The organism is Psychrobacter sp. I-STPA10 (assembly GCF_021012795.1).
GTDB lineage: Bacteria > Pseudomonadota > Gammaproteobacteria > Pseudomonadales > Moraxellaceae > Psychrobacter.
On the sequence record NZ_VFYU01000010.1, the window covers coordinates 87,710 to 101,306 of the forward strand.

Sequence of the window (13,597 nt, forward strand, 5' to 3'; positions counted from 1 at the left end):
GCATGACAGTTGCGAATAATAACACACAAGACAATAATCACTTACCTCCCCTACCCAAACTGAGTCATCACTTAGTTGATGAAGCACGTTATAATTTACTACGTGCCATTGCTTATATGACTAAAGAAGAACAGCTTGAAATCATTGATGCGTGTACATTTGGTGACATTGCCCACATCAAAGATAAACGTAAATCAGGTGAGCCATACATCACCCACCCCATTGCGGTGGCTGAAATTTTGGCAGGGTTTCATCTTGACCGTGACACCATCATAGCCGCCATTTTACATGATACTGTTGAAGATACAGAAGTGACGCATGAGGATTTGGTAGCGCGTTATGGCAAGGTGGTGGCTCAACTCGTTGATGGAGTCACCAAACTTAAATCATCAAAACGTAATAAACAACAAAACAAAGCCGCTACTTTCCATAAAATTCTTACTGCCACCTTAAATGACCCTCGGGTACTGATTGTCAAGCTTGCCGACCGCTTACATAATATGTCTACCCTTGATGCAGTGCGACCAGAAAAACAAAAAGCCACTGCCCAAGAGACATTGGAATTTTATGTACCCTTTGCGCGTATTATGGGGCTCAATGACATTGCCGACTATATGGAGATATTGTGCTATCGCAACCTAGACCCTGTCATGTATACCAAAATGTCAGACAAACTGTTACAACAAGGGTTGGGGCGTAATTTCCAAAAAGATGCTATCCATCGCTATCTCACCAAAGTGCTCGATGCGCTTGAGTTATCTGCACATGTACGTGTATTAGATAACCGTGTCCTTTTGTATCGACAATTTTTCCGTAATCGTGGTGAGATAAATAGCCTGTTACGTCATTATGCTTTTGAGGTGGTAATGGGTAGCATTGATGACTGTGATACGTTGGCAAACTACCTGATTAGCCAATACAATATTCCTGAAGACTGTATTGAAGATAATATTCGCCACCCTTTACCAGGCGGTAAACAGTCTTTGACCATGCGCTATGAGCATGATAATGATACCATTACGGTGACTATATTAACTCGGCGTATGCAAGCAGCGGCTAGATTGGGAGTGATTGGTGTTGAACATGCCTCTGAGGTCAGTCAATCGGTGATTCAAGCATCACTGCGTAATATGAAAGACATCATCAGTCGTCACTCCCAAGATGCAGGTAGTGACGATGATTCTGCAACAGTTGATATTATTGATAATTTATTAAGCTATTTAAATGAGCGTAAAATCCTATGCTATAGCCCACAAGGTCGTGCCTATGAGCTACCACGAGGAGCAACTGCGTTAGATTTTGCCTATGCTGTTGGCCCTATGGTGGGTAACATTGCAGTGGGCGCAAATATTGATAATAAACCTGCCAAATTAGGTACGGTGGTTAAAAATGGTCAAACAGTAGAAATTGAAGTTGATAAATCAGCAAAACCCAAAGCTGAATGGTTAGGCTTTGTGGTAACCAATAAAGCCCGTCGTCAACTGCGACTTTGGCTCAAAGATTTATCCACTGATGAGCAACGCCAACATGGTATGCAGGCGTTAGATAGGGCTTTAAAAACTTATGATAAATCACTCACTGACCTCACCGATGAGGACTGGCAAAGTCTGCTTACTTGGCGCAATATTGAGGATAAAAACGCCTTATTTGAACAAATCAGTGCGGGGTCACTATTACCACAGTTGGTAGTCTCACGCCTATTTAGTGAAGAGATTGCGCTAAAACAAGCCCATGCGCAAGCACAAGGTATGCAGCTACCTCAGCATTTATTGGCAGACATGGCAGGTCTTGAGATTGACTTTGCCAAATGTTGTAACCCCATTTATGGTGATCCAATTACAGGACATTTATCCCGTGATGGCTTGGTATTACATCGCCATAAATGCTACTCACTTGATAACATTCGTGAATTTTCCCCTTATCAATTATTTCAACTGCAATGGCTTGATGAAGATACCATCAATCAGCGTATCAAGCACCCAAGTGACAGGGTTCATTTTACCGTTTATTTAAAGCTAAATTTGGCACTGACAGAAGAACAAGTCAGCCAAGCCATTTATGAGCTACGTCAAGTCAATATTGGGGTAAAAAAGGTCAATGTGCGTAGCAGCCATACCATCATTCAAGTGGTGGTACGCAGTCGCAATCATTTATCAGAAGGTATCCGAGCATTGCGTCCCCATCTTGGCTTTCCAAATATCGCCCGCTTATATCAATACGTTGACCCCGATAGAAACATTGATAAAAATAGCGATAAAAACGATAAAAATAGCGATAAAAATAAAGGTGGTAAAGGTGATAGCAAAACCAATACCAAAACTGACACTAACAATCAACCAGACTCTTCACTTAATAAGTGATTTAATAAATTGCTTTATAATCTTAACAAACCAACAAGGAAAATTTTATGTCTCGTGAAGTTATTAATACCGATAAAGCCCCTGCTGCTGTTGGCACATATTCACAAGCAGTAAAAGTCAGCAACAGTGGTCATACCGTTTATTTATCAGGACAAATTGGCTTAGACCCTGCCACCATGCAACTACAAGAGGGTTTTGTAGCACAAGCAAAACAAGTCTTTGATAATATTGAGGCTGTTTGTGAAGCAGCGGGTGGTTCAATCAAAGATGTGGTGAAATTTAATGTGTATCTAGCTGACCTCAATGACTTTGCTGCGTTAAATGAAATCTTTGTAGAACGTCTGCAAGCCCCCTACCCTGCCCGTGCAGCATTTCAAGTGGCAGCGCTACCTATCAGCGCATTGGTAGAGATTGAGTCAATTATGGTATTGCAAGGCTAAGGTATAAGGTTAAAATAGTCTAATTTTTATATAGTCGAAGAATACTAAAACAGATATACGGCGACTAAATGCTGATAAATAGTGCAGATAGTACAGTTAGTACAGCAAATGAGGTCAACACCGTCGCTGTTTAGTGGTTCTTTGATTATTATAATAAGGAAACACAATAAGGAAATCCGATAATGCTTATCAGTGTTGCTCTGCCTGTACCACTTTATCGGGTTTTTGATTATCTTGCTCCCTCTAATGCTGTACTACCATCAATAGGCAGTCGGGTACAAGTGTCCTTTGGACGCCAAACACTTATCGGTATTGTCGTCGCTTATGTCAACGCCAATGACTGCCCCATTGACCCTGCCAAACTCAAACCAATTAAACAAGTTCTTGATGATGAGCCATTAGTTGATAAGCCAATGCTTAATCTTGCCCGATGGCTGGCTCGTTATTACCATTATCCGCTTGGTGATGTGCTGGCAGTGATGCTACCGACCCTGATTCGTCAAGGCAAACCATTGGATTTACTGATACGCCACTGGCGAATATTGCCTCACGTCACCGAAGATGACTTTCATAGCAATGCCAAAAAACAAAAACAGCAGTTTGCCATGCTCAAGCTACATGGCAAACATGGGGCAAGTGAAGATACTTTACTAATGGAAGGTATGCAGCGTCCTTTTCTAAAACGCCTTGAAGATAACGGCTTAATTGAGCATTACTTTGAACACAAACCTGCCCCCCCACCTATCAGCCTAGCAAAATTGCCATTAGATTTAAACGATGAGCAAGAGACTGCCGTTCAGCAAATTTATCACGCCTGTGAGCAAAATCAGTATCAAGGCTTTTTGCTCAATGGTGTCACTGGCAGCGGCAAAACTGAAGTGTACCTGCAAGCCATGCAACCTGTACTGGAAGCAGGTAAACAAGTGTTGGTATTGGTGCCAGAAATTGGACTGACGCCACAAACCAAAGCCCGCTTTGCCAATCGCTTTGCCGCCAGTATTTTATTGCTACATTCAGGACTCAATAACAGCCAACGTATGCAAGGCTGGCAAGACTGTCGTCAAGGTCATGCTCAAATCATCATCGGCACTCGCTCAACCCTATTATATCCCTTTGCTAATTTGGGCTTGATTATAGTTGATGAGGCACATGACCTATCCTACAAACAGCAAGATACCCTACGCTATCATGCTGCGGATGTGGCATTATATCGGGGGTATCAACTGGGCATTGTGGTAATATTGGGAACAGCAACACCTTCATTAGAGCAATTTAAACTGGTCGATGATGGTAAACTGACCGAGCTTAGATTAAGCAAACGCGCAGGACACGCCATTGCTGCAAGCTTACAGTTGGTCGATGCTCGACTTGCCAGCACTCAACATAGCAGCCTACCCAGTCCCTCTGATTCTACCAATACTAGCAACTCACATAACAGCCAAAATAATAGCCAAAATAACAGCCAGACAAAAACTGGACAACAGCTATCCATGAATTTGCCTGATACGACCAAAAGTATACATGGCAAAAATAAAAATTCAGCAAGCAATGCGAACGCTGTCGGTATCAGCAAACAATCACAAGATACAGGGCTAACTGATGGGGTGATTACCGCCATACGCCGTACTTTAGAAGCAGGCAATCAAGTATTGGTATTTTTAAATCGCCGTGGTTATGCGCCAATTTTGCTGTGTTCTGCCTGTGGCTGGCAAGCAGACTGTCCACGCTGTGAGGCACATCTAACTGTTCATCATAGTCAGCTTGAGCAGCAAAAACCCTCTTACCTCAAATGCCACCACTGTGATTGGCAAACCAATATTGCAAAGGTATGTCCTGATTGTAGTAGTCCCAATCTTGACCCTGTTGGCATTGGCACCACCCGACTCAGCGAAAGCCTACATGCTATTTTTTCCAATCCACAAACCAGTAAAACTATCTACCCGATTATTCAAATCGACCGAGACACTACCCGCCGCAAAGACAGTTGGGAAAATATTTATCAACGTATCAACCAAGGTAAACCTGCTATTTTGGTGGGTACACAAATGGTCGCCAAGGGTCATCACTTCCCCAATGTCACCTTAGTGGTACTACCCAATGCTGACCGTGGCTTTTTATCAGCAGATTTTCGTTCACCTGAGCATACTGCCCAACTCATTATCCAAGTAGCTGGGCGCGCAGGACGAGGTGATAAAGCGGGTAAGGTACTTATCCAAACGCTGCAACCTGACAACCCATTACTGCTCAAATTGGTCAAAGATGGCTATATAGAATTTTCTCTTGCTTTGCTTGAAGAACGTCGCCTTATGGGGCTGCCTCCTTATACTCATGCTGCCTTGATACGTTGTGAAGGCAAAAGTATCGAACGTACCACTCAGCTCTTAACAGATGCCATCGCTATCCTACCCAAACCCAATCAACTGGCCATTTTAGGACCAATTGACGCACCGATGCGCAAAAAGAACAGTCGCTATCAGTCACAGTTATTATTGCTCAGTCAAAGTCGCCCCCATCTACATCAAATATTGCAACAATGGTGGACACACGTATTACAACTACCTGCTGCAAAATATCTAAAACTGACCTTAGATATTGACCCTGTGGGTTGGTGATTTTTTTGCTAAACTGAGGATAGCAATAAATAAAATCATATTAATAATAAAATAAGGCTTATCATTATGAGCATCTTGCAAACTTCTGGCTCTCATCATGATAATGATAATCATCATCATAGCAGTCATCATCATGGCAACAATAACAATTCTAATAGTCACAATCAGGACAGTCACCATAACCACAAGCATATACAGCATCAGGATAACAACCAACAACGTATCTTATTAATTAGCTTTGCCATCATTACAGGATTTATGCTTGTAGAAGCAGTCGGTGGTTGGCTCACAGGTAGTCTGGCATTATTATCCGATGCAGGGCACATGCTCAGTGATGCAGTTGCTTTGGGCGCAACCTTACTGGCATTTAAAATTGGCGAAAAAACAGCAACCAAACAAAAAACCTTTGGTTATCGTCGTTTTGAGATTCTTGTTGCAGGAGTCAATGGGGCAACGCTGGTGATTATCTCATTGATGATTATCTATGAAGCGTTTCTACGCTTTTGGCACCCTGAGCCTATTGCCAGTCAAGAGATGCTTATCATTGCAACTATTGGTATGTTGGTTAATATATTGGTAGCATGGCTATTACATCGCAGTGGTGCTGAGCACAGTCACATCGGTCACAGCCATGCAAATCATAGCCATTCACATATTGACGACCACACCAACAATCACTCACAGCAGCATGTAGATAAACATGCCCACTCCTCTGCCGATTCTCATAAAAACTTCAATACACCTGACCCCACTTCCACTACTGAAAAAAACCTTAACATGCAAAGTGCCTATTTGCACGTTTTAGGAGATTTACTCGGCTCTGTTGCAGCGATTATTGCAGCAGTGGCTATGATTTATTTTGGCTGGTGGTGGGCAGACCCTGTTGCCTCGCTCATAGTATCTGCATTAATTTTATTTAGCGGCTATCGAGTGGTGCGTGACTCGGTGCATATCTTAATGGAAGGCACACCTAATAATATGTCACTGGCAACCATAGAAATGCAACTACGTCAACATCCACAAGTACAAGCGGTGCATGACCTACACGTTTGGAGTATTACCAGTGGCTTGCATGCGCTATCTTGTCATGTGATGGTCAATGGAGCGATTAGTATTGATGAATCTAGCCAACTGATTCAGGAGCTTGAAACTTCCCTGCAAACATTAGGCATTAATCACAGCACCATACAAATTGAAAGCCAAAGCCACCCACAATCGCTGGCGCATAGTAGCTCACTAGTCTGTGACATCACCCATAAATAAGCCCTCTTAATAGCTTAAAACTGTTCTTTAAACATAGTAAATACCCATTTCAACATAGGAAAGACCAACCAAATTACAGCCGCAATCATGGTTAAAAACCCAAGCCCCAAAACACTTAAGCGTATTAACATATCCAAATCACCTGCCCACACCTCTGGGGCAATGGTTGGTCCTACTGTAGACATAAATGCCAAACAAAACCCAAAAGCGGCAATTAGCACACTAATAACTATCCGTCCAATGACTTTCACTATGATGGGCAACTTAACTGATTGACTCAAGCTAGAGGTGCCATTTGAGTTTATATCCATCATTGCCACTTCCTATATATTCTATTCTGTATCTTAAAAAGATATATATATTAAAAAATACGACACCTAATGTCGCAAAGTATATCGTAAACCATTTATTTTATTCATTTATTATAGTACGCTAATAAATAGTACGCTAATAAAATAAAAACAGCCAACCACCACAAAAATTAACAAAATCATCTCAAAATATAATTATTTTTCATACCCCTGTTTCAATGTTAAAAAATGCAACTGACTATTAGGATCTGTTGAACTTTCACCCTATCAGGCTAATATCCATAAGGGATACAGCTATTTTTTACTTTCAGGTAAAAATTGGCTAAATTTGCATGATGAAGCGTTAATGAACTGGTTAATATCCCGCTGTTATTAACAAAAGCTACCTGCGTTCATTGCCTTGACTAAGTCACTGTTTATTAAAATCAGTATCTCAATTTTTCCTATGAAGATGAATGTTCAACAGACCCTAAAAATATAGCTGAAGTTAAACAATTAATCATAAAAAAAGGACAAACTTATGATGTTACCCATTGAAAATAACCAGACTTTTTTATTATTTTTTCACGGTTTAGATTCCAGTAATGAGACCAGTAAATACACTTGTATTAATCGTCAACCTAAATATTGCCAAACAGTTGACTATCGTAATCACTTTAAAGAAATATTTACTATTTATGATGAGTTAATTCAGCAAAAAATAGCAGAGTATCCACAAGTTGTATTGGCAGGACACTCATTAGGGGGCTGGTTTGCCAATCACTTTGCCCATAAATATAATCTACGTGCCTTGCTTATAGCCCCTTGTATCAACCCTAGCGAAGCACTGGCTGACCGTATCCCCGAAGTTGCCAATATGGACTTGTCCTTTGACACCACAAACCCACAAAAAACGTATGTCATGATAGAGAGTGATGATGAGCGATTAGATGTGGCAGTGGCTCGGCAAACTTTAGTAAATCTGCCCGAAAATTGGGAAATAGAATATTATAAAGGTGGTCATCACCGCATCGCTCGAGCGGACGAGATTTGGTATTATCTCAATGATTTATGTGATGATCCGATTGTTTGGATTGATGATGCAGAGATTTATGGTGAGGATTAAACTAATAATAAAATGCCAGTAAAATAACTCAACTATGACCGTTTTACTGGCATCTTTTTACATCTAATTTAATATCTAGGATAGCTATAAAAGATTGATTATAACCACTGCGTTAGCGACGCTGCTCCACAATTAAACTATCAATTCCATTATTTTGTAATTTCTGCTGTGCACTGACCACCGACTGACGATTGGTCATTTTATTAGAAATCACTTGATAAATGGTCTGCCCATTTGCTGTTTCATTTTTGATAACCTTAGCATCTACTCCTGCCATCAGCACTTGTGCACGACGACGATCGGCTTCATCGGCATTAGTGTAGCTATTGATTTGCAAAATATAGGTTCTTTGTGGTGTGGTACTTCTGGTAGTTGTTGCTGCATTGCTATTAGTATGGTTATTAGCACTGTTATTGGTATTACTTCCGCTCGTATTAGATGATGCATCTGTACCATCATAAGTTTCTTGCTCTTCTACAACCACAATCTCATTACGAGGCACACGAGTACGTGTTGGCTCTTGCTCAGGCAGTGGATTTAAGATGGTCTCCTCAGAAATACCAAAGTTTTGATTGTTTCTATTGTCATTAGATTGGCTGTTATCAGTATTAGAATCCGCTTCTGCTTGCTCATTTTGTGGTATGGGCACAAGTACGACCACATCAGGCTCTAATGAGTCTACTTGCTCTTCTTGTGGTGGGCGATCAACAATAATCGCTTCATCAGGAATGTTGGTAATTTGCTGCTCAGGCAATAGGTCATAAAACTCATACTCATTGTCTTGATCTGTATTTACCTTAGGTTGTACAACTCTTGGCTCAGCTTGAGTATCTGTTTGTCCCATATCAAAAGGATTCCATAGGTACAAAAACAAACCAATCATTAGCGTCAAAATAGCGCCCACAAACATCCAGATCAGTCCAGCTATACCACTACCACTATTTTGTTTTTGTGTTGCACCTTTTGGCTTTTTTGCTAACATTCTCAAGATTCTCCCAAATCATCGTCACCCATTTATAATCTATTTGTAACTTTTATACAAATACATTGCTGACAGATATCTTCGCTAAGCATTGATTGCACCAGCTATGACTGCTTTTTATACAAATTTTTATACAAAATACTCACTCACTGATTTTTAAGCATGTTTTTTTAAGCATGGTTATTATTACAGATAAAGTTGATAGAAACCATGGCTACCCAGTTTTTCATCAAAAATCCATGTATAGTCTGCCTACTATAAATCCACCACGGTGTCTCGCTAGATGTACTACGTGTACTATCTACACTCGGTTGCCTTGTGGTGAAATTATATTAGATTGACTATAGCACTTGACCATTGATACATTTACATACTGGTCGGAGCAGATAAGCCGAGTAAACTTAAGCCATTGGCAACCACTTGGCGCACTGCTTTTGATAGACGCAAACGAGCTTGCATCAATAACAGCTCTTCTTCATTTGGCTTATCACCTGAGATAAGGCTCACTGGCAAAATACGATTGTCGTTATACCAACCATGAAACAATGCTGCTAAATCTTTTAAATAATTGGTCAAGATATGAGGGTCATAGCCCGTTGCTGCTCGTTTTAATATCGCAGGATAAGCTGCCAATAGTTTAATCAACTCTCCTTCAACCTCAGCAGTTAATAATACTTGATGAGCCTTACCTTGAACATCATCACTACCATAACCCAGTGATTCAAGTTTTTCTAAAATGCTGCATACCCGAGCATGTGCATATTGAATGTAATAAACCACATTATCACGACTTTGCGATTTTGCTAATTCTAAGTCAAAGTCAATATGCACTTCGGGTTTACGAGCCACATAATAAAAACGTGCCGCATCATTACCCACCTCTTCACGCAGCTCTCGTAAGGTAACAAACTGACCTGAGCGTGAAGACATTTGCACTTTTTGCTCCCCTCGCCACAAGGCAACAAACTGTACCAAAATCACGTCCAGTTTATCGGCATCAATACCCAATGCAGTTAATGCTGCTTTGACACGTGGTACATAACCATGATGGTCAGCACCCCAGACGTTAATCACTTTATCAAAGCCACGGTCAAATTTGTTTTTGTGATAAGCAATGTCAGAGGCAAAATAGGTGGTTTGACCATTGGCACGGCGTACCACACGGTCTTTTTCATCGCCAAAGTCAGTCGATTTAAACCAGATATTACCGTCTTTTTCGTACAAATAGCCTTTTTCATCAAGTAGTTGCAATACGGGCTCAATCTCAGGCTCAATGGATTTTTCACTAAACCAGCGCTCAAACCGTACTCCAAAGTCATTGAGGTCATCTTTGATGTCTTCTAAAATACTGGTGAGTGCCGCATTTAAAAAGATGGCATAGCCTTCTTCGCCCAAGGCAGCTTTGGCATTGTGAATAAGCCCATCAATATGCTTTTCTTTATCACCAGAGATTAAGACTTGCTCACCTGCCTCATTATTTTGATACACTACATCTTCTGGTACATTAGCAAAAATATCACTGGCAGCATGCACATAGGCATCACCGTGTTGTGTCTTAATGGTTTGGGCAATGTCTTTGACATACTCGCCTTTATAGCCATTAACTGGAAATACAATAGACTCCCCACACAGCTGTAAATAACGCAAATAGGTACTGGTGGCTAAAATATCCATTTGCCGACCCGCATCATTAACATAATATTCACGAGTGACTTCATAGCCAACTGCTTCAAGTAAGTTTGCAACACTCATACCAAATGCTGCCCCACGCCCATGCCCCACATGCAGGCTAGAGGTCGGATTGGCAGAGACAAATTCTACTTGTACTTTGTTATCAGCAAATTCATCTGATAATCCAAAGTGTGCTTTTTTACTCAAAATCTCATCTAAAACCGCAAAACGAGCATCTGCATTTAAAAATACATTGATAAACCCAGGCCCTGCAATTTGTGCTTCTCGCAAACTGTCATTATCAGGTAGCGCAGCGACGATTTTTTCTGCCAATTGTCGCGGATTGGTTTTTGCTGCTTTTGCTGCTACCAAAGCAACATTACTGGCAAAATCACCATGCTCAGGATTTTTGGTACGGCTAATCTGGCTATTATTTTGCCAGTCTTCGGGTAGTATACCTTCTGCTTTAAGGGTTTGTACTGCTTGCTCAAATAGAGCAGCAATTTCATCAATGTGTGCTTGCGACATAACTAAAACTCGGATAATTGTTGATGATAAGGTGTTGATTACTCATTTGAATGTATTGGTAATGAGGAGTAAATAAAAGCTAAAATAACGGATAATATCGACCCATCTTTATATTCTACTGAATATTTTTAATACTACTTATTAATAAAAAGTTACTTGTTAATAAAAAGCTACTTGTTAATAAAAATAGAGAACTATAATTTTATCACAGAAAGCAAGCTTTACATTTGCTATCATTATGTTACCAGCAAGTTTAACACATAGCACCACAGACTCCGACTTATTATAATAGACCTGATTAAGTTGTTATCATCGCTGTATGGCTGCTTATTTTGCTGTATATTTATTTAATATTTATTGTCATTAGGATTGCTAAATGTTTGCCATCGCTGCTGAAACCGTCACTGCATGGGGTATGTATGTACTATTACCCATCTTTATAGGCATGCTATTTTTTATCATGTGGGATATATCCAAAAAATCAAACGCTGGTAAAGCAGGTACATTTTGGATTTTTGTGGCACTCGGAGCAGGCTTTGTAGGATTTTTGCTCAAATTGGTATTAGAAGTGGTGTTTGAAAAGTGGATTTTGTAGATTCTGTACGTTATTCACTCCATAAATAGTTAACTCAATAAAAATCATGTGGTATAAAGTGAGGGTAGCGAGTAATGATTACTCCCGTCACAATTACCACATGATTTTTTATTCATATCCATTCAATAACTACTTTGTCGCCACCAATACTGCCCGTTTGGGTGCAGGATAGCCTTCGATAGTCTTACTACTATCATTGGGGTCTAAAAAGTCACTTAACGATTGATAGGTCATCCAATCAGTTGCCCGTTGTTCCTCTATTGACGTTATATCAACATCCACACAACGCACCTCACTAAAGCCAACTTTTTCTAGCCAGCCAATCAATGCTGGTACAGAGGGCAAAAAGTACACATTATTCATCTTCGCATAACGCTCATGTGGCACTAAAACGGTGGTTTTATCGCCTTCTACTACTAAGGTTTCTAACACCAATTCACCGCCTATCCGCAGTTGGTTTTTAAGCTGTTGCAAATGCTCAAATGGTGAGGGACGATGATATAACACCCCCATACAAAATACGGTATCAAACAGTTGACCATGTTGTTCAGTGGTGGCGGGCAATGCCTCTAAACCCACAGGAATAAAATGGGTCGTATAATCATCAAAGCCACCAATAAAGTGGCGTATCGCCATAAATTGATGATAAAACAAGCAAGAAGGGTCAATGATAACCACCATTTTTGCCCCTGCCCCAGTCATTCGCCAGCCATGATAACCAGAGCCACCGCCCACATCTAGCACTCGCCTGCCCTCGAGTGAGCTGATATGTGGAGCGATACGTTGCCACTTCCAATCACTGTGCCATTCGGTATTAATAAACACCTTATGCTCATTGCTCCCAATCTGAAAAGGTCCTTTTCGCCACGGCATTAATTGCTTTAATAATGCGGTGATTTGCTTATGTTGTGATTCGGTTAAGTCAGCATGAATGGTGATGGCGTCAGCATTGAAATCGACGCTTGTCACCGCTCCTTGCCCTATCAAATCTGGCAGTTTTTCTACCGCACCAAGATAAGCAGGTGCATGAGCGTAACGGCGTTTGTCTTTGATGGTGGTTAGCCATTCTGGTAGGTTAGCTAACCATTCATGGGCAATGGGGTGATAACGGGATAACTGTAATAAGGCTAAATATAGCTCTTGTTCGGCGGTAAAAATACTGTCTTTACTGGCTATTTTATTAGGGGTTAAACTGGTCAAGGTTTTGCTCACTCCAAACAACAATTTGCTGAAAAATTGGCAGGATACTATGCCCTTTTTCGGTCAACGAATATTCTACTTTTGGGGGAATTTGGGGATAAGTGGTACGGCTAATAAGTTGTGCTGTTTCCAGCTCTTTTAGCTGGGTTGCCAATACCTTTTCGCTAATGCCTGCAATGGCATGATGCAACTGGCTAAACCGCATGACAGAATGTTTCACTAATAAACAAATAATAATCGGTTTCCATTTACCACCGACTAATAACATAAACTGGGTAATGGGACACTCATCAGCTAGTAAATAAAGTTTGTCATTACCCTCATGACTGCCCTCATCATTACCAATTTGACTATTCATTTGGTTATCAACTTGGTTAGGCTGACTGGCTTGGGTTTCGATTGCATTTTTAATGATATGTTTAGTTACAATTTTTGACATAAGCGATAGCCCCTACCCACTTTGATAGCAAACCTTTGGGTTAGTTACCTACTTTGTTGTGCGTTCTTGTTAAGTTTTTACAAACTATTTA

Annotated in this window: 11 protein-coding genes; 6 read left to right on the forward strand and 5 right to left on the reverse strand. The window is 40.6% G+C overall.

Features of this window, described 5'->3' with window-relative positions; all coding sequences use genetic code 11:
* Nucleotides 1-2 precede the first annotated feature (2 nt).
* From FHK89_RS04595 to FHK89_RS04610, 4 genes are all read left to right on the forward strand, one after another.
* Nucleotides 3-2,360 carry a RelA/SpoT family protein gene (locus tag FHK89_RS04595; RefSeq protein ID WP_230657331.1) on the forward strand — a complete coding sequence of 786 codons (2,358 nt, stop codon included), beginning with the start codon at nt 3-5 and terminating at the stop codon, nt 2,358-2,360.
* Between the two features lie 47 nt (nt 2,361-2,407).
* Entirely contained in the window at nt 2,408-2,800 is a 393-nt protein-coding gene (locus tag FHK89_RS04600; protein ID WP_230657255.1) for a Rid family detoxifying hydrolase, read from the forward strand.
* 182 nt (nt 2,801-2,982) lie between these two features.
* The gene (priA, locus tag FHK89_RS04605; RefSeq protein ID WP_230657257.1) at nt 2,983-5,412 is read left to right on the forward strand and encodes a replication restart helicase PriA; all 2,430 of its coding nucleotides are present in this window, start codon (nt 2,983-2,985) and stop codon (nt 5,410-5,412) included.
* 66 nt (nt 5,413-5,478) lie between these two features.
* Nucleotides 5,479-6,675 carry a cation diffusion facilitator family transporter gene (locus FHK89_RS04610; RefSeq protein ID WP_230657259.1) on the forward strand — a complete coding sequence of 399 codons (1,197 nt, stop codon included), beginning with the start codon at nt 5,479-5,481 and terminating at the stop codon, nt 6,673-6,675.
* Between the two features lie 14 nt (nt 6,676-6,689).
* Here the strand turns inward: FHK89_RS04610 and FHK89_RS04615 are convergent, their stop codons facing one another.
* Nucleotides 6,690-6,989, reverse strand: coding sequence for a hypothetical protein (locus FHK89_RS04615; protein ID WP_230657261.1), 300 nt, complete (start codon nt 6,987-6,989; stop codon nt 6,690-6,692).
* 517 nt (nt 6,990-7,506) lie between these two features.
* On the opposite strand from FHK89_RS04615, the gene FHK89_RS04620 reads away from it, so the two are divergent.
* Nucleotides 7,507-8,091: a YqiA/YcfP family alpha/beta fold hydrolase gene (locus FHK89_RS04620; RefSeq protein ID WP_230657263.1), complete on the forward strand. Its 585-nt coding sequence runs from the start codon at nt 7,507-7,509 to the stop codon at nt 8,089-8,091.
* Nucleotides 8,092-8,203: 112 nt separating this feature from the next.
* Here FHK89_RS04620 and FHK89_RS04625 read toward each other — a convergent pair whose 3' ends face one another.
* Complete coding sequence (locus FHK89_RS04625) at nt 8,204-9,073, reverse strand: SPOR domain-containing protein (protein ID WP_230657265.1); 870 nt, start codon at nt 9,071-9,073, stop codon at nt 8,204-8,206.
* Between the two features lie 366 nt (nt 9,074-9,439).
* Entirely contained in the window at nt 9,440-11,272 is a 1,833-nt protein-coding gene (gene argS / locus FHK89_RS04630; protein ID WP_230657267.1) for an arginine--tRNA ligase, read from the reverse strand.
* A gap of 376 nt (nt 11,273-11,648) precedes the next feature.
* On the opposite strand from argS, the gene FHK89_RS04635 reads away from it, so the two are divergent.
* A complete protein-coding gene (locus FHK89_RS04635; protein ID WP_230657269.1) occupies nt 11,649-11,867 on the forward strand; it encodes a DUF2788 domain-containing protein in 219 nt (72 codons plus the stop codon).
* Nucleotides 11,868-11,996: 129 nt separating this feature from the next.
* Here FHK89_RS04635 and cmoB read toward each other — a convergent pair whose 3' ends face one another.
* The gene (gene cmoB / locus FHK89_RS04640; protein ID WP_230657272.1) at nt 11,997-13,067 is read right to left on the reverse strand and encodes a tRNA 5-methoxyuridine(34)/uridine 5-oxyacetic acid(34) synthase CmoB; all 1,071 of its coding nucleotides are present in this window, start codon (nt 13,065-13,067) and stop codon (nt 11,997-11,999) included.
* The gene (locus FHK89_RS04645) at nt 13,048-13,506 is read right to left on the reverse strand and encodes a winged helix-turn-helix transcriptional regulator (RefSeq protein ID WP_230657274.1); all 459 of its coding nucleotides are present in this window, start codon (nt 13,504-13,506) and stop codon (nt 13,048-13,050) included. Before FHK89_RS04645 ends, cmoB begins: the two co-directional genes overlap by 20 nt.
* Nucleotides 13,507-13,597 lie beyond the last annotated feature (91 nt).